We start from the raw sequence: 17,939 nt of genomic DNA, 5'->3' as shown, positions 1-17,939 counted from the left end.
ATTCCCCGGCTGCGGGAACCCATAACTCCCAGCCTGTCCAGACGTGTTGGGCGCACCCTGCCCCGGAATGTTCGGGTTCTGGGGAGCGGGGCCGGCGCCCGGTCGCGGGAACCCGTAGCCACCCTGAGCCGGGGGCTGGCCGGGGCTCTCCTGCGGAGCCGTCGTCGCCGCACCCGGCTGCGGGAATCCGTAACCACCTTGGGCGGCCGGAGGCGCAGTCGGGCTCCCGGCCTGTGGGAAGCCGGGGCTGCCTTGCGGTGCCGCCGGAGTCGTACCCGGGCTGCCGCCCTGCGGACCCGGAGCCTTACCAGGCGGCGTACCGAACTGCGGGAAGCCCTGGCCCGCCGGCTGTCCAGGAGCCGAAGCAGCCCCGGATCCGTCGGCGTTCGGCGCCGAAGGCGCGGAGTCGGCGGCCGGAGCGGACGCCGACACCGCCTCCGCACGCTGACCCGGCACGGCAGGCGTACCCGGCGTAGCAGGCCAAGCCGGAGGCGCAGGCTGCGGTGCCTGCGGCTGGAACGGCTGCCCCTGCGGCGGAACCGGCGGCTGCGCCGGGCTCCCCGCCTGTCCGCCGCCTTCGACCTGGCTGTCGCTCTCTGCGGACGCGGGCCACTGCGCCGCCGTAGCGGGCGCGGCAGGCTGATAGGCGGGCGGCAACGGCGGAAGCCCGCCCTGCGGCAACGGCGGCGGAGCCCACGCCGGAGGCGCATCCTGCACGGCATCGCCGGCACCCGCCGAACCAAGCCCCGGCACTACGTCCTGCGGCTCCGCGTCCTGAGGCTCCTGAGGCCCCGCATCACGAGGCCCCGCATCCTGAGGTTCCGCGTCCGCAGGCTCACTTTGCCCTGGCGGAGCGTCCTCCGGCTCGGCATCGTCCCTCGGCCGGGCATCCTCGGGCTCTGCGTCCTGGGGCTCCAAGTCCCCAGTAGGAACTGCGTCGTTGACGTCGTCGTCCTCGGCCTGATCCTCGCCCCCGGCCTCGGTAACCTCACCGGAACTCTCGGAAACGACATCGACCCGGGGGAGATCGACAACGTCCGCGGACTCATCCGCGACGTCACCTTCGTCCTCCGCCTCACCGGACCCCTCAACCGCCCGCTCCGAGGACGCCCCCGCGTCGCCCCCCTCGACCTCTTCCTCTTCGTCTACGCCATCGACGCCACCGTCAACGTCACTAGACCCACTCCCGAACACCACCTCATCAGCATCCGAAGCATCCGAGTCGTCACCGACTTCCGCGTCGGCGTCGGCGTCAGTGACTTCCTCGACCTCACCAGAGCCGACGGAGTCGTCCTCCTCCTCAAGCCCAGCGCTCTCCTCAGCCGAAGCCGAACCGACGGATTCATCGACAGCCGACTCGTCACCAGCCGACTCGTCACCAGCCGACTCATCGACAGGCGGCTCGTCGACCGCCGGCTCCGCGGCAGCAACCGACTCCTCGGCAGTCGCCGAACCGTCGCCACTCTCCGCGCCCGCGCCCTCGGCCTCCGCCCCCGCGGCCCGCTCCTGAATCTCCCTCTTAAGAGCGACAGAGGAGATCCGCATGGTGGCGCCACTCTCCAGATCGCCGTTCGCCGCGTCCTCCTCCTCGCCCCCGTCAGGAGCGTCGGCAACGGGAGCCGGAGGCGGAGACGCAGCCCAAGGAGACTGAAAACCGCCCCCTACAGGCAGGTTGGGCAGAGCGGCAGGACTACCGGCGTCAGCGGCAGGCGCGCCGGCCGAGGCATCGGACGTACGCCACGCCGGCTCGAAGCCATTCCCCACAGGCAACTTGGGCACAGCCGTTGGCCCACCGACAGCCGACGAACCCTCGGGACCGGAAGCGCCCTCCGCAGCCGCGGAACCTTCGGCGGAGTCAGGAGAAACCGGCGAGACCGGAGAAACCGGCGATACTGGAGAAATCGGCGAAGGAGACGCCTCCTCCGAACTACCCGACGCATTCTGCGTATACCAGGCAGGCGGCGCGTAATCGATGGTGAACTCGCCCGTCGTCTCGACGGCGGACTCGGCGTCGGACTGGTCATCGCCGGGTGTGGCCCAGCCCCCGCGGATCCCGTCCCGATCGCTGTTCACAATTCCTCCTGGTGTGGTCGAGCACCGTCATGCCGTACTGGGGCGACCGTTCTCGTCGTCCGAGGCGGCCTGATCCGCCCGGCTCTCCCCCTGTGACGCGGCCGACCCGCCCACGGGTTCTGCTGCCGCACCCCACCCAGCCTAATCACCACAACAACCCCCTCGGCAGGCCCGCCCGCCCCTCGGCAACTACCCACTACGTCACACTCCGCCTCAGAAGTGACATACGCGATTGGCCAAACAGCGAACATCCGCGCAAAAGGCGAACATCGAGCCCCCCCGTAACCCGCGTTCAAATCACCCGAGTCCGTTCAAAGGTTCGCAAATCCGAACCCTCAATCCATCCTTCGTGGCGTACCCAACAATCCGGTCTCGGCGTCAGTCGGCTGCGTCATCACGTACTGCCGGTCACGATCGCTGCACCAGAGGGTGAGGCCGTCCGAGAGGCCGGGCAAGGACTCCACCTCCGCTCGCGGCAGCGCCATTGTGCGGCCGAGCTCCGCCGCCTCGTCCGGCGAGACTCTCTGCACGCCGACGAGGTGCGCCTGCCGCACGAGCCGCGGAGCCACCGGGCTGAGGTACGGCAGCAGGGTCAGCACCGACTGCCAGGGCCCGGAGACGACCCGGCCGCGCGGCGGCCGCATACCGCAGTCCCGGACCACCAGTACGGGCGTACCGGCCGAGGTGCCCTGCGGCGGCACCCGCCCGACGTCGTACACGGCCAACCCGTTCTGCCCGCCGCCCATGGCGTGCACCATCTGTATCCAGGCCTGCGGCCGCCCCGTCTCCACGGCCACCCGTGCACCCGTCGCCGCCGCCCTGAGCGCGATGACCTGTACGGTCCACAGCCCACCGATGAGGACGACGTCGTACGGAGTCGGCCGGTTGAGCCCCAGCACCGAGGGGCGCCCCTCCGCGTCCACGCCGACGACGACACCGTCGTCACCGATGGGGAGGGCGAGGGCGTCCAACTGGTCGACGGGCAGCGAGTGCCGAGCATGCCGCGGACCGATCAACCCCAAGCCGCTGCGCAGCAGTTCGCGCGCCCGCTCGGGGACGGAGGGCTGCGGCTGGACGCGACCGGTGGCCGCCTGTCCCACGCGTGTGGGCATCGACGTCATCGGGCACCTCCGAGGGGCAGAGTGGCGAGCATGCCGGGTACTTGCTCCCGGTCGAGGCGGGCGAGCCCCGTGCCCGTGTGCCGGGCCGCTCCCTGCAACGCGCGCCGGGCGGCGACGAGTTCCTCGTCACTGCGTCCCGTCACCCGCAGATGCCCGCTCATGGAGACCTCCTGCCGCTCTCCGCGCGTCAGCGTGAGACTGAAGGTGGTGGCCAGCGCGGGGACGGCCGTCACGAGAGCGAGGAGCTGCGGCAGCGACGGCGCTCTTTCACCGCCCAGCGTGGGCCAACGGCGGATCCAGTACGTGGTGTGTCTGCGGTTGTCGCAGCGCCAGCTCCGGCCCGTCTCCTCGGTCCGCCGCTCCCGCGTCTCCGCCCGCCCGGCCTCCGCCGTCACCAGCGGATTCGCGCAGGCAGAGGTGGCGATGGCCGAGGTCAGCTCCTCCTCGTCGAGCAGCCTCGCCCGGAACCCGGCGCCGGTCAGCCGGCTCGCGAGGTGATCAGCGGCCCGTACGACGCACTTCTGCGCGCCGACGAGACCGCCCCCGCGCGCGGCCACGGCCTCCGGGCACAGCTCCGGGTCGAGCTTCAGCGCTATCCATGTGATCCGCACGGCCGGCGCACCCGTCTGCTCCTGCAGGGGCGCGTAGTTGGCGACGGCCACGGACTGCTGGGGCAGGTGAATCGCGGGCGCGGGCTGGGTGTGCAGCACGACCTGCGCCGACTCCAGCCGGATCCCGTCCACCTCCAGGGCGTCGTACACCAGGGAGACCGGCAGCGGCTGCCGGTTCCGCTCGGCCCGTACCGCGGTGGCATCGGCCTCCACCTGCAGTACCGCGGTGACGAACGTGCCGTCCCCGATGATTCCGACCGGCCGCCGGTCACGGCCGACGTACGTATACGTCCGCAGACTCGGGTCGCACTCCACGGCCGGCGCGAGCCCCGGCTCCGTGCCCTCCGGAATCGGCGTACTCGCCGCTCGGCGCTGACGTGCTTTCAACGCCCGTGCCGTGCCCAGCCATTCGGGCAGGGAGCGGCCGCGGCGACGTACGAAGGAGAGCAGCACCAGGCCGACTGCGACGACGGCCGCAGGCACCAGGGCCACCGGATCGATCACCCAACCGACCAGCAGGACGGCGGCCGCGATCTCAAACAGTACGAATCGTTGCAACCGGAATGCCCCGGCCTGACCTGAACGCACCCTGAAGTGGAGCGCGTCCGGCGAAGACGGTCCCCGCGCCGGTGTCTGCTGGGGCGCCGGCGAACCCTGCGACCGTGATCGGTCACGGGACCGGACCCGCGTTCCGGATGCCACCATTCCAACCCCCCGTTTTGCTGACAACTCGCTGCTATTTCCGTACTGCACAAGGCCCTTGAGAGCCCGAGTACCCTACCCGCTCCACAAGTCCCCGCGGATAACAGGCATAGTAGGGGGCCGCTCTGACATCGAAGGCGGGGACGGCGGTGGATCAGGTCGCCCCGGCGAGCGCGGACCATGTGAACACGGGGAGAGACAGGCACAGATGGCATCTCGGCGCGACCAGCTCAATGCCTACACCTTCGCGAAGCGCCGTATGCTCGCGGCCTTTCTGCAGCCGTCACCCGACGGCTCCGAGGAGGGCGCACCCCGCCCGCTGCGCGGAGTCCTTCCCGGCATCATCGTGGGCGTGATCGTCCTCGCCGTCTTCGGGGCCTGGGGCATGTTCAAGCCCACGGCGCCCAAGGGCTGGAACGAGCCCAAGGCCAAGGTGATCGTCGCCAGCGACTCGACCACGCGTTACGTCGTCCTGAAGACCGGCAAGCAGGTCCAACTGCACCCCGTCCTCAACATGGCGTCCGCCAAGCTGCTCCTCGACGAGGGCCAGGGCGATGTGGTGACCGTCGAGGAGTCCGTACTCGACGACGGCAAGATCCCGCACGGCGTCACCATCGGCATCCCGTACGCGCCCGACCGCCTCCCCTCGGCGTCCGAGGCGGGCAGCGAGAAGCGCTGGGCGGTCTGCGAACGCCCCAGCGCGGGCGGCGAGATCCAGAAGGCGGCCCTGGTCCTCGCCTCCCGCGACATGAAGGAGACCGAGGACAAGGGAGAGAAGCTGAAGGGCGGCCAACTCCTCTACGTGGCGGGCCCGGACGGGAACCGCTATGTAGTGGACGCGAGCGGACGGTCGTACCCCATCGGCAAGAGCGACGAACTGCTGCTGCGCGCCGTCGTCGGCTCCGACCGGCAGCCGCAGAAGGTGTCCAAGGAGTGGCTGGACACCCTCCACCGGGGCGACCCGATCTCCTTCCCCCAGATCACCGACCAGGTGGGCGCCGCTGCCGACGCCCCCGGTCAACTGGACGAGACGACCAACAGGGTCGGCATGGTGCTCAAGTCGTCCGACCTGAACAGCGACCAGTACTACGTGGTGCTGCCCGGCCGGGTCGCCCCCGTCTCGGACTTCGTGGCCCAACTCCTGCTGTTCAGCAAGGACTTGGTCTCGCTCGGCCAGGCCGACGAGGCCAAGGAGATGAGCCCCGGCGCGATCGTCCCGGGCAAGCCGTTCGGCACGGAGTACACGTGGCCGACCGGGGACCCTCAGCCCGTCAACGAGGCCTCCGGGAATCGCGGCAGCCGCAGCACCGTCTGCAACGTCCTGCGCGACGTGAACTCCGGCTCGGGCGCCACGACCCTGAGCACCTGGGCGGGCACGGACTTCCCGGCCAAGCTGCCCACCGGCTCCTCCAGCGCGTACGTCACGCCTGGTTCCGGCCAGCTCTACCGCCAGTTCCAGGGCGAGGACACCAAGTCCGGCCCCGTCTTCCTCGTCACGGACACGGGCCTGCGCTACGTACTGCAGTCCAACGCCGACAGCGGTACGGACGACGCGGGCATCGGTACGACGGCCAAGGACCGCAAGCAGGCCCAACAGGAAGCCGAACAGGCCCAGATCCGGCTCGGCTACAAGGACGTCGACGCCGCGCCGATCCCCGCCGCCTGGTCGGAGTTCCTGCCCACGGGCCCACGCCTGTCGACGACGGCGGCACGCCAGCCGCAGGGTTCGTAAGGGGCACGGCATGCGACGTATGAACACCGTGGTCGCCGTGCTGGCCGCGACTCTGCTCACGACTGCCCCCCTCGTCCTCGCACCCCCCGCGGCGGCGGCCGAACTCCCTTACTCCGACCAGTGCTCGTTCCCCAACGGCAAATACCCGGGCCGCCCCTGGTCCCTCCAGCGGGTGTTGTTGGACGAACTGTGGAGCCAGTCCAGGGGCAAGGGCGTACGGGTGGCGGTGATCGACACCGGCGTCGACGTGACGAATCCCCAGCTCACGGACGCGGTCGACGCGAAGAGCGGCCGTAACCTCCTGGACAAGAACCTCAAGGACGAGAACGGCAACCCGGTCAAGCGGGGCAAGGAGAACGGCACCTCGGACGAGGTCGGCCACGGCACCAAGGTCGCCGGCATCATCGCGGCCCGCCCCGCCGAGGGCACGGGTTTCGTGGGCCTGGCCCCCGAAGCGAAGATCATCCCGATCCAGCAGAACGACGAGGAGGGCCACGGCACAGCCGACACCCTGGTGCAGGCGATCCACCACGCCATCCAGGCCGACGCCGACGTCATCAACATCTCCCAGGACACGTCGAACGCGACGAAGCCGACGCCCAAGCTGCAACTGGCCATCAACGAAGCCCTGTCCCAGAAGATCGTCGTAGTGGCCTCGGCAGGCAACGACGGCCTCGGCGGCAACGCCAAGAGGACCTACCCCGCCTCTTACAAGGGCGTCCTGGCGGTAGCTGCCTCCGACCGCAACAACGAGCGCGCCTCCTTCTCCCAGGCAGGCGACTTCGTCGGCGTGGCGGCCCCAGGCGTAGACATGATCTCTACGGTCCCGGAGGGCGGCCACTGCTCCGACAACGGTACGAGCTTCTCGGCCCCGTACGTCGCCGGCGTCGCAGCCCTGATCAAGGCCAAGCACCCCACGTGGACGCCCCAGCAGATCGTCGCCCAGATCGAGCAGACGGCTGAGCGCACGATCGCAGGCCATGACCGCAATGTGGGCTGGGGAGTCGTAGACCCGGTCCGAGCCCTGACGGAGGACGAACAGCCACTGGAGTCCCCCAATCCTCGGCAAGGCCTGGGCAAGCCGGAAGCCCCGGCGGCGGCCAAGTTCCAGGTGGGCGAAACGGCCGAGGAACGTAACGCTCGGCTGGCTACGTATGTGGCTGTGGGGGCGGTGGTTCTTGTCGCTGGTCTGGGCGGCACGGCTGTGGCGATCAGGGATGCGCGTCGAAGGCGGGGGCGGCAACTGGAGGGCGGCACATGGACGCGCTGACCAAATTGAACGTGCTGACCCTCGTTCTGTCAGCCGTGCTGCTGGCCATGGCCTGCATCAAGGCGGACCGCATACGGGCGTGGCGCGCCGGCATCAATCCGTCGGCCGAGGAACTGCCCGACGCCTTCTTCGCCGTCGCCCGCGTCGCGCTCGTCGCCATGGCCGGCTACGGCATCTTCCTCAGCGTGCAGGGCTTCGGCGTCTCCGACGACACGTCGTGGGACGACAGCGAGCTGACCAGCGCGGTGCAGGGGGCCACAGACGCCTTGGACGGCAGCTCCGGGCTCGGCGACATCTACGCCGAGGACACCGACACCCGCTGGATCGACGAATACGCGACGACCATCGAGGACGAGGTCGTCGAGCATGGCGGCGGCGACGCCCCGCAGTTCGATCCTTTCCGGAGCAATCGATGACAGCACCAGACGCCGCAGCCGGCGCCGCAGGCGGATCTCGCGAGACGAGGGAGCGGATGCGCCAGTACGACCGACTGGACGAGCAGCCAGGGCGGACGTGGCTGACCCGCCTGTGGTGCGGCGCAGCGGTGCTGGGCATCGGGGCGAGCGTCTGGGCGTTCTGGCTCACCTACGACGACACGCGTGACCGCGCCGCCAGTGAACGGCAGATCGCCGAGGCCTGCGGCGGACTCCTGCCCGGCGAGGACGTGATGGACCTGCGCGGGGGCATGGTGAGGGCGGAGCCGGACGGCCGGGAGGTCGACCCGCAATACCCGCCGGGCGTCTGCCGGATCTATCGCGTCCCCGAACCTGGGAAGTCGGACGGATTGCTCACCCTCGCCCTGCGGACATCCTCCGATACGACGCCACTGCACTCCGTGGGGGACGCCATCGGCTCGGAGCCCTTCGACTACTTCGGGCGCGAGGAAAAGAACGAGGACGAGGGGGATGTGACCCGCCGGGCCGACCGGACCGTAGGCCAGCCGCTGGGCGACGGCACCCTCGGTGTCTACGGCGCCGACTTCGTCACCGTACGGGCCGACTGCGCTCCGGCTGCTTCGGATTCGGTTCCGGACCTGCTGACCGTCACGGCACGCGCCGACTACGAAGAGGTGTCCGACGAGGATCTCTCTCGACTGGCCGACATCACGCACAAAGCCGTGGCGGCGGCAGTCGGCGAACTCGGTTGCGACGTCCGCCTCCGCGCTCTTCCCGCCGACCTGGATCCCGTGAGCCGCACGCTCAAGTCGGCGACAGCCGCGCACGACTCCTGCGCCTGGTACAGCCGTTACATCAAGAACTCCGGGCGAGGCCACCTTCCCGACCGCGTGCTAGAGGTCCCCACAGCTTCCCGCAGCACCGAGGAGCCCTGCCTGCTGGCCGTGAGTCCCGGAGCCGTCCGCGCCATGAGGAACCTGACGGAAGAGGGGCTCAATACGCGGACAGCGCGCTCACGCATTCCCCTTGGTGGATGCGGACCGTCTCGTACTTCGGCCCGGATGCGCGCTCGGTCGGCTACGACGACACTCGCGATGGCGACAAGTTCCTCGAAGCCGGGACGGCAGGCGTCAACGAAGGCGCGGAGGTCCTGTGGGCTTCCTCCACCTGTGAGGGCAAGCCCGCCCTACACACCCTGACCATCAGCTACACCTACGACCCCGTCATCGTCGACCGGGCGAAGAGCCTCTTCCGCGCCTACGTCGACGACGTCACCGAGCGACGAGACTGCAAGGAAGTGAGGTTCCCCATCCACAAGGACCTCGACTGGCACTGACCAACTGGCAGTCAGTCACTGGAAGCCGCGTACGTGACGAAATCCGCCCAGGCTTCCGGCCGTGCCCGAAGGCGGGGCGCTGGGTTTCGGTCAGCTTGTCGAACAGTCTCGTGGTGTCGACCTACGGTCCGCACAACGTGGACTGGGCGAAGGGTCTCGTTCCATGTGCGGAGTAACCCGGCGGGGTGGGGCTCGGCGGGCGGCACAGGGGGGGAGCGGCCACGTGCGCGCGTTGGCATCGCAAAGGTTGCGGCGCGCGAGGCAGCCCACTCCTTGGAGGGAAATCTGCCGTGGGACGCGAGGAGGCCGACCGGGGTCGCCATGCCCAATATTCAGGCACTTCACGGTAGTTGGGAGCGTGGCTGATTGACGCTGCCTCGACAACTTCGTAACTGATCTAACGCCAGGCTCAGTTGGGCTCGATTTACACAATGACTACAGTGGTCATCGAGTGTGTCGATCAGGTCACTGCCTGCACAGCGCTCGTCAGCTGACAAACGGGGAACGGGGAGGGAAGGCATGCTGCCTGCGGAGGGCCTCAAGATCGGCCTGGAGGCGCTCGGAACCTTCAAGAAGCGCGTGGACGCGGTGCTTTCGACCTTCGACGGCTCACCTGCCAGTCCTCAGAAACTCGCGGCGCACGCTCTCTCGGAGGCCTCGTTCAGCGGCGCCGGCGGCTTCGCCGAGGCAAAGGGCCTGCACAGCCAGTACGAGCGCGTCCACGAACGCCTCACCACACTCTCCAAGACCCTCGGGCTTCAGATCGAGGCGATGCAGATCGCCGTCATGGGCGCGGACGGCAACTTCAGCAACCTCGAAGAGGAGCAGCGGCGGCGGTTCTACGAGATCGAGGCTGAAATCCGCCGCCAGCAGGACGAAGCAGAGCGGGAGAGGGACGCGGCGGAGGCGAAGGATGGCCAGGTCCCACCGAAGGACAACAACGAGGCGGCAGGGGGCGCGTACTGATGAGCGACGAGCAGCAGAATCAGGGCCCGCATCAGGCGGAAAGAGAGCAAGCAGCTCGGCAGGTGAATGTCGTCAACCTGACGAACAAGTTGGCGGAGGTGGACCTCCTCCCCTTCGGCGGGAAGCTCCCCCGCATGTTCGGCAAGACGAACTTCGAGGGCCACGACCTGAACGCCATGATCGACATGGTCGAGTCCGCGAAACCGGAGGACCTGGAAACCGCGGCCACTGCTCTCTTGAATGCGCAGACTGCTATCGAGGACGCCGCCGGAGAGCTCGAGGGCCACATCAGCCGGGTCGACTGGGAGGGCGAGTCTGGCGAAGCCTTCCGTAAGTGGGGCGCCAAACTCGTCATCCACGCCCGTAAACTCGCCGACTTCGCAGAGGCCGCCGGTACCCAGATGACGGCATCGGCGACCGGCCTCGCCTCCGTACGCAGCGCCATGCCGCCCCGCGACACCCGGCTGGACCCCAAGACGGTCGCGGACATTCCGACGCCCAAACGAGTTGAAGGCAACGAGGAGTACGCGGCGGCGGTCAAGGCCGAGAAGGACCGCCAAGAGGCGATCAACCAGATGAACCGGCTGTCGTCCTTCTACGAGGTGTCGGAGACGATGCTGGCGCAGCAGGAGCCTCCTGTTTTTGAGGCTATGCCGGATATGGGGGTGCCTAAGCCGGTTTACAGGGCCCCCCGCGGGCCAGGCGCTGAAGTGCAAGGCACCGAGGGGCTTGGGGCCCTTCGCGAGTCGGCGGTGGCGGGACAAGACTCGTCGGGCACGGTGGCAGGCCAATCCCGTTCGGCTGACACCTCCCCGCTACTCAAGCATGTGGACGGCTCGTCTATTTCCTCGGATGGGACCGTCGGTACGGAGATCGACAGCGTAGGCACTCTGCAGCCCCCTCAGGAAGCCGCAAGGTCAACGCCCAATTCGCCGCAGCCGGTTACCAGTTCAGGCAGTTCCAGCGGAGGGGCGCCTCTTCCGTTCGCTTCGGGACCGGTTCCTCTTGCCCGCGGCGGGCAGAGCGGCCGAACCTCGGGCTTCGGTGGAACGACCGGAAGCAGGCCCCCGATCTCGGCTCAGGGCCGTGCGGGCGCTCCCGGCGGCACTGTTGGCGGGCGCGGCGCCACGGGGCCGATCTCGTCTCAGGGCCGCGCAGGCGCTCTCGGCGGCACCGCCGGAGGGGGCGGCGCTACGGGTCCAATGGGGCGTGCCGCAGCTACAGGACCGTCGGGGGTCCGCGCCGGTGGCACGGCGGCCGGCAACTCTCCCGTGGGCCGAGGCATTTCCGGCGGAACACCTCGCCCCGTAGGGGGAACGGCGAGCGGCCGTGCTCGTGGCATGGGCCCGACGGGGGCGGCGCACGGCAACGGTGTCGTCGGAGGAAGGCCGATCAGCGGTGCTGCTCCGGGATCAACCAATTCCAGGGTTCCCCGAGGGACGGTCGTCGGCGCCGAGGGCAGTAACGGTTCCCGTGCACCTGTCGGCAAGATCGAGCAGCGAGGGGTCATCGGCGCGCCGCAGGCCTCCCCCGGCGCTCGTTCGGTGCGGCCTGTCCGCTCCGCTGCCAGCAATCCTGACGGGGTTGTTGGTACACCCAACGGGCGAGTTCGGGAAGGGAGGAACGGCGGATCCGCCGGAGCCAGTGCTGGAGTCCCACAAAGCCCGAGGGCGAGTCGACGCGAGACCAACCGCGAGGACCGCCAGGACCAACGTCAGCCCGAGACCCAGCGACGCAGCACGCCGCCAGCGACTGACTGAACACGAGCGAGGATCTACAGAGTCATGACAGGGACCAGCCCCCGTGGCAGATTGACTGCGCCTTTCGCAGGACGCGCTGGAAGGCGGGCGTCCATTGTGTGCACGGCACTTGGCGCTTTCGCTATCGCGTCTTCCGGGTTGGCTCCGAGCGCGGTGGCCGCCGACGTCCAATCACAGCAATGGCACTTGGACGCGATGGACGCCGAGGGCATGTGGAAGATCAGCACGGGCAAGGCTGTCAAAGTCGCAGTGCTGGACACTGGCGTGAATCCCAACACCTCGTCGCTGAAGGGCCAGGTGTTGGAAGGTGAAGTGCCACGGTCGGTCTCGTACAACGCCACCAAGGACTACCTGGGTCACGGCACCACTATGGCGGAGTTGATTGCCGGTACTGGCGCGGGAGGCGGCTTGCAGGGGCTGGCACCCGACGCGAAGATCGTCCCCTACCGGGTGATTATTACCCCGGACGTGAAGAGCACCACTGACATAAAGAAGACGCCTTCGGTCGCGGACGCGATCAAAGCGGCCGCTGATAGCGATGCTCAAATAATCAGCATGTCCTTCGGCGACGACTTCAGCGACCCGGACGACGAGGAGGCCATCAAGTACGCCCAATCCAAGGGCAAGTTGATGTTCGCCAGCACCGGCAACGAAGCTGAATCCAAAAACTTCATCGACCTTCCGGCCGCCTATCCTTACGTCGTCGGGGTTGCTGCCGCCGACGAGAATGGCAAGGTCGGAGAATTCTCGGAGCACGGCCACTATGTTGATCTGGCGGCTCCCGGCCTGAATTTGCCCGCGTGGTGCGACGCGAGTTTCCAGTCATACTGCGTCCAAAAGGGCACAAGTATGTCCACCGCCATCGCCTCGGCCTCCGCTGCCCTCATCTGGTCCGCCCACCCCGACTGGACAGCCAACCAGGTCCTCCGCAGCCTGATCGACACCGCCGGCCGCACCTGGCCGAAGGGCGAGCGGAGCAACTACCTCGGCTACGGCCTGGCCCGTCCCCGCAAGGTGCTGGAAAACAGCAACATCGATCCAGGCCCGGCCAACAAGGACCCCCTCAGCTTCGAGAACAGTATTGGCCTCGAGGTTTCGTCCCCCTCGCCTTCACCTTCCACGTCAGCCCCGTCAAAAGCACCCAAGAACCCCTCAGACGGCGGGACTTCTGCTGCAAGAACAAGCTCAGAGACGTCCGATAACACTGTGTTGTGGGTAGCTCTTGGAGCCGCCGGGGCTCTGGTGGTGATCGGAGCCGGTGCCTTCGCCGTGGTTCGTGCACGGCGCGGCGCGTGACGAATCACGCGACGTTGAACCCGTCGCACACGACGGTTCGGGCGCAGGCCAGCCACAACTGTGCACAAGCGCGACGACCAGCGCATCACGATTCAGCGATGCGCGCAGAAATGAACCACAGCTCTCAGGAAAGGGAGTGCCGAAATGGCAGACCGCGTTCTAAATGACAGCGACGTACAGAGGCTTCAGACCGAGGTCGTCGATCGGTACGACAACATCAGGGCCTCCCTCGCGAAGCTGCAGGGCACGATCGACATGATCGAGAAGGCCTGGAGGGGACAGGGCGCCCAAGCGTTCAACGTCAAGCAGACGGAAATCAACCAGCACATGGTCGCGATCGGCAAGATGCTCGACGACTTCCTCGAGGGCATCAACCTGAACAAGACCGACAAGCGCAACCTCGAAGCCCAGGTCGAGGCCGACCTCAGGCGGATCTCGGTAGACGATCTCGGTGGTAAGACTTCGGCGCTCAACAGCTACTGAGGGGCCATCGGCGGCCTTGAGTCGCACCGTTATCCGGGCTGCGTAGTCCGGCTGAAATCTTCACAGAAGCGAGGGAAACATGTCCGGAGTCCACTACGACGAACTTGCCGTTACGTACGGCACCATGGACGCGCTTGCCACCGAGCTGGGCAATCAGGCCAAGAAGCTCGAGGAAGACCTCGAGGCACTGAAGCAGGCTGTGCTCAACGTTTCCTCGGGCTGGGGCGGCGAGGCGTACCAGGAGTTCCAGAAGAAGTCCAAGGAGTGGGACACGCACGCACGCGGCATCCACCAGGCCCTGGTCAACATCTCGCAGCGTGTCCAGGCGGCCGGCGGTGACTACCGGGGCGGCGACTTGAAGGGTGCGAGCTATTTCCAGTAGGGGCGCACGGTTTGCGGAAACAGGGTGGGCATGCACGGGAGGTGCCCACCCTGTATTGCACCGGCCGCGTTTCCTTGGGGAGAACAAAGAAATCGTAGTTGCGCCAGTGCAGTTACGTGCGGGTTGGGATAAAGCGTGAAGTATTTATGCGAGTTGACATTCAACTGCTCAGGCGGTCATGGCCGCTGGGTAAGTTGTGGCTGCAGGGCAGAAAGCTGTGCGATCAGTCGAGATCGGGACTGACACGTCACGGGATCACGGGAAAGGGCGCGAGGGATATGGCCTGGGACGAGTGGGAGCAGCTCAAGGCCGACGCGGCCCAGCGTGCCTCGACAGGCATGCAGCTCAACCAGGTTGCAGCGGATGGTGGGGGAGGAGGCGGTGGTGACGTTGCTGGTGATCTGGTGGTCAACCAGGACGACCTCGGCGCCGTCGGCCATGACGCGTTCACCCTTTACGAAGGTCTCCGCACAGGGACGGATATCGCAGGCGGCGCGGGCGTGAACAAGGACGGCGCTGGATCGACGATGCAGGCCGCCGCCTCTTTGAAGTCGCACGGGTTCGCGATGGGCAGCGCCCTGGAACTGACGGTCGAGATCTGGACATCCCAGTCCAAGGCGGTGCTCCAGGCGTGTGCGCACATCTCCAATCACCTCGACTACAGCAAGAAGCTGCACGCCGAGGACGACGCCAAGATCGCGGCTGTAGTGCGTAGTCGGGACGGCTTGGCTGAGACCGTGTCAGAGCTCAGTAAGTACTTCAAGTAGGAGAGCAGTCCAGTGGCCGTCAAGTACATGGACCTGGTCGAGGTGGACCTCGGCAAGCTGGCCACGGCTGTCTCTGAATGGAAGAGCGCCGTTGACAAGCTCAAGACTGCAGCGGCGAACGCTCGCGACGGGATGAAGGCCAAGTCGGACAAGGCCCGGTGGGCTGGTGTGAACGCCACGGTGACGCGTGGCTTCGTCACCAAGACGACAAAGGAGATCGCCGACCTCCACATGGAGGCGGACAGCATTTACCGCGTCCTTGACGACGCTCATAGGGAACTGAACTCTCTGCAGAAGCAGATCAAGGTCGCGCATGGCGAGGTCCTGAAGTGGGGGATCCGCGTCGATGACTACGGTGACGGCACCGTCCACTGCGTTTACCCGCATATCGGAGGCGACGCTGACGTTCACACCGAGGAAGAGAACGAGGCCAGGGCCGAGCTGGAGGCTCGGATCAGTCGGATCCTCTCCCATGCCTCGGAGATCGATGCGTCGGTGGCCCGCGCGCTGCGCAAGAGTCACGGAAATGATCCACACAACGCTGGACACGGCTCATATAAATCCCTCGACGAAGCTCAGGTTGAGCGTGCGGCGGAGCTGGCGAAGCTCGGTCCGAAGATGACGGACAAGCAGTTCACCGAGCTGAACTCCATCATGAAGTGGAATGTGAGGGATGCAGACTTCAGCACGGCCTTCTACAAGTCCCTCGGAGGGCCCGAGAAGTCCCTTGAATTCTACGGCCGTATGTCCCTCGACGGTACGGAAGGCGACGACAAGGAGCGGCTGGCACTGACCAGACAGCTCCAGCGCAACATGGGAACAGCGCTCGCCTCGGCGACCGATCCGGACAACAAACCCCACTTGCCCGCGAGTTGGGGGACCGAGTTCAGGAAACTGGGTACTCAGCCGATCGAGCTCTACCCAGGCGCCCCGAACTCTCCGTACGGGTACCAGATTCTCGGCGGGCTGCTGCGGAACGGGAACTATGACGCGAAGTTCATCAATCCGATCGCGGAACACGTGGTCCAACTGCACCACAAGGACCCCGACTTCTTCATGAACAGCAAGCCCGTGACCGGGGGAGCCGACCTCGATTTGGGATTCAACCCATCGGGCAAGGCGGGCGCAGGATACGACCCGCTCACCAGCGTTCTGGAGGGGCTCGGGCACAGCCCTGAAGCGGCGAAGAAGTTCTTCTCGGATGACATGACACCGACGGTGTACAACGAGGACGGCACCGCAAAGAAGGGCGCCACGCTCGACTACAACTACTACGACGAGTTGACGAAGAAGGACTTCGAGTGGCCGGCGGACAGCCTTGTGCACCCCGGTGGCGACGAAGCCGCGCATGCCCGGGACGGTGGTCCGGACGCTCTCGGACACGCCCTGGAAGCCGCGACTCTGGGGTACGCGTACGACGACCCAACGCCCACTCCGTCGCGGGACGCGACCTCGGCCGCGATTATGGAAAAAGTCGTACAGACCTATGGCAACCCGGAGAACGCCAAGGAACCCATCTCCGACAGCCTTGGACGCATGGGCGCCGCCTACATCGACGACCTGAACTGGGGGCTGAACGAGAACAGGGACGACAGCCTGTTCGCCCCGAAGAACCCGGACGGGCATGCGCAGTTCGGATCGAGCAACGCCATCAAGTTCCTGAGCTCAATCGGGCAGCACCCGGACGCGTACTCGGAAATCTCCGTAGCTCAGCAGATCTACGGAACGAGCGCGCTGGAAGCGCAGGTTCACGGAAACCACATCAACGAGCCGCAGGCGCGGGAGCTTGTGCGCACCGGCGCGGAAATCCAAGGAATCCTCGATCAGTCCCGTGCGGATCAGGTTCAGGCCGAGGGTCTGGCGAAGGACGAGGCTTACAACAAGAGCCTGCAGACCAAGACCGAGTGGATCAAGTTCGGCTCAGGTGTGGCGATCGCTGCGGGCGCCGCGTTTCTGCCTCCGGTGGCAGCCGTGGGTGTGGCGGGCACGCTTATTCCTGTCTTCATGGATGCCGGGCAAGGCGCTCTGACGCAGCAGATCGGCAGTGTAATCGGCGACAGTGCAGAGACGGGGAAGCAGGACAGCTCCAGCGCGATTCAGGACCAGCGGAACACGATTTATGATGCCGGTCGTTCAGCCGCGGCGTCCCCGATGGAAAGATTCATGGAAAATCACCGTGTCAAGCATGAAGGAGATTTCGGACAGGATCTGGAGGATGCTCTTGAAATCGGGTACACGAAGGGGACGAATGGAGAGAATCAGCGTGGCGTGCTTCCAAAAGCTTAGGGTGATGGCGTCGGTTACGATCGCTGCGGTCCTCGCGACGACTGGTTGCCAGAGCGAGGAATCGAAAAGCGAAGGTGGGGCGAGCCCCAGTTCGACAGAAGTGACCTGTGACAAGATCCTTGGTGCTCAGGCCAAAGCGGCCATGAAGCGCATCGCTGATATTCCTGAATCTGTGAAGGTCACCTTTCTCGGGGATCCGCAGGGGGCGGCAGATGGCTTGGTGGCGCAGTATGATGCCGGAACGGCGAGTGAATGGGACGACGAGGATTTCTGTGGAGCGCATAAAGGGTCGGCGGGACTCGACTCAGTGCAGGTGAGGTTCGCCCTAGCACAAGAAATCCCTAAAAAGGGCGAGGCTGCCTCGATTTTCAAGGAATATCGTATGGCGAAGGCGGCCCTCGCAGGTGTGAAGGTAGGCGTGCTTTATTTCGAGTGCTCCAGTGAGAAATTTGCTTCGGGTGCCGGGGCGACCGTTTTGGTGCGGGGAGAAGTTCGTAGCCGGTACGAAACATCCGAGTCCGAGGATGCAGCGCGGGAGGACACGCTTCGTATCGTGTACGAGTCTAGCCGTGCATTTTCTGGCCTGCTTGAGTGCAAGTCCAACGCTGGGCTTCCGGCCAACTTTAAGATGCCGCCTGAACTGTAGAGCGGAATCATCCTTTTCAAGCAGCATGTACCGTGCAGTGAGGGGGTGGACGGCGATGCCGACGCTCGTCCCCCACTTGTGGTTGTAGTAGGCGAGGGGAGGGCCGGGTCGGC

General features: G+C 66.6%; 14 protein-coding genes and 1 pseudogene. 12 read left to right on the top strand and 3 right to left on the bottom strand.

Annotated elements, in window-relative coordinates:
- Positions 1 to 1,992 precede the first annotated feature (1,992 nt).
- The 3 genes and pseudogenes from ACQEVY_RS12710 to eccE form a co-directional block, all read right to left on the bottom strand.
- Positions 1,993 to 2,073: pseudogene (locus tag ACQEVY_RS12710) on the bottom strand (SCO5717 family growth-regulating ATPase); the annotation flags it as partial.
- A 335-nt stretch (positions 2,074 to 2,408) separates the two neighbouring features.
- On the bottom strand, positions 2,409 to 3,194 hold the full coding sequence (locus ACQEVY_RS12705) for a hypothetical protein (RefSeq protein ID WP_432947879.1): 786 nt from the start codon (positions 3,192 to 3,194) through the stop codon (positions 2,409 to 2,411).
- Complete coding sequence (eccE, locus tag ACQEVY_RS12700; protein ID WP_432947877.1) at positions 3,191 to 4,510, bottom strand: type VII secretion protein EccE; 1,320 nt, start codon at positions 4,508 to 4,510, stop codon at positions 3,191 to 3,193. The genes ACQEVY_RS12705 and eccE overlap by 4 nt, the downstream gene beginning before the upstream one ends.
- A 205-nt stretch (positions 4,511 to 4,715) precedes the next feature.
- On the opposite strand from eccE, the gene eccB reads away from it, so the two are divergent.
- From eccB to ACQEVY_RS12640, 12 genes are all read left to right on the top strand, one after another.
- A complete protein-coding gene (eccB, locus tag ACQEVY_RS12695) occupies positions 4,716 to 6,239 on the top strand; it encodes a type VII secretion protein EccB (RefSeq protein WP_432947875.1) in 1,524 nt (507 codons plus the stop codon).
- A 10-nt stretch (positions 6,240 to 6,249) separates the two neighbouring features.
- Entirely contained in the window at positions 6,250 to 7,509 is a 1,260-nt protein-coding gene (mycP, locus tag ACQEVY_RS12690; protein ID WP_432947873.1) for a type VII secretion-associated serine protease mycosin, read from the top strand.
- Positions 7,497 to 7,925 (top strand): hypothetical protein, encoded by a 429-nt coding sequence (locus ACQEVY_RS12685; protein ID WP_432947871.1) that lies wholly within the window; start codon positions 7,497 to 7,499, stop codon positions 7,923 to 7,925. The genes mycP and ACQEVY_RS12685 overlap by 13 nt, the downstream gene beginning before the upstream one ends.
- A complete protein-coding gene (locus ACQEVY_RS12680) occupies positions 7,922 to 9,103 on the top strand; it encodes a hypothetical protein (RefSeq protein ID WP_432947869.1) in 1,182 nt (393 codons plus the stop codon). The genes ACQEVY_RS12685 and ACQEVY_RS12680 overlap by 4 nt, the downstream gene beginning before the upstream one ends.
- Before the next feature lie 656 nt (positions 9,104 to 9,759).
- A complete protein-coding gene (locus ACQEVY_RS12675; protein ID WP_432947867.1) occupies positions 9,760 to 10,206 on the top strand; it encodes a hypothetical protein in 447 nt (148 codons plus the stop codon).
- A complete protein-coding gene (locus tag ACQEVY_RS12670) occupies positions 10,206 to 11,966 on the top strand; it encodes a hypothetical protein (protein WP_432947865.1) in 1,761 nt (586 codons plus the stop codon). Before ACQEVY_RS12675 ends, ACQEVY_RS12670 begins: the two co-directional genes overlap by 1 nt.
- 195 nt (positions 11,967 to 12,161) lie before the next feature.
- Positions 12,162 to 13,262, top strand: coding sequence for a S8 family serine peptidase (locus ACQEVY_RS12665; RefSeq protein WP_432955189.1), 1,101 nt, complete (start codon positions 12,162 to 12,164; stop codon positions 13,260 to 13,262).
- A 144-nt stretch (positions 13,263 to 13,406) separates the two neighbouring features.
- A complete protein-coding gene (locus ACQEVY_RS12660) occupies positions 13,407 to 13,745 on the top strand; it encodes a WXG100 family type VII secretion target (protein WP_386350031.1) in 339 nt (112 codons plus the stop codon).
- Positions 13,746 to 13,824: 79 nt separating this feature from the next.
- Positions 13,825 to 14,127, top strand: a complete 303-nt coding sequence (locus ACQEVY_RS12655) for a WXG100 family type VII secretion target (RefSeq protein ID WP_432947863.1) — start codon at positions 13,825 to 13,827, stop codon at positions 14,125 to 14,127.
- A gap of 278 nt (positions 14,128 to 14,405) precedes the next feature.
- Complete coding sequence (locus ACQEVY_RS12650; RefSeq protein WP_432947861.1) at positions 14,406 to 14,894, top strand: hypothetical protein; 489 nt, start codon at positions 14,406 to 14,408, stop codon at positions 14,892 to 14,894.
- A gap of 12 nt (positions 14,895 to 14,906) precedes the next feature.
- On the top strand, positions 14,907 to 17,180 hold the full coding sequence (locus tag ACQEVY_RS12645; protein ID WP_432947859.1) for a hypothetical protein: 2,274 nt from the start codon (positions 14,907 to 14,909) through the stop codon (positions 17,178 to 17,180).
- Complete coding sequence (locus tag ACQEVY_RS12640; RefSeq protein WP_432947857.1) at positions 17,143 to 17,826, top strand: hypothetical protein; 684 nt, start codon at positions 17,143 to 17,145, stop codon at positions 17,824 to 17,826. The genes ACQEVY_RS12645 and ACQEVY_RS12640 overlap by 38 nt, the downstream gene beginning before the upstream one ends.
- Positions 17,827 to 17,939: the final 113 nt, after the last annotated feature.

The sequence above is a fragment of the Streptomyces sp. CA-288835 genome, from assembly GCF_050936385.1.
GTDB lineage: Bacteria > Actinomycetota > Actinomycetes > Streptomycetales > Streptomycetaceae > Streptomyces.
This window is presented reverse-complemented; position numbering and strand designations above follow the sequence as displayed.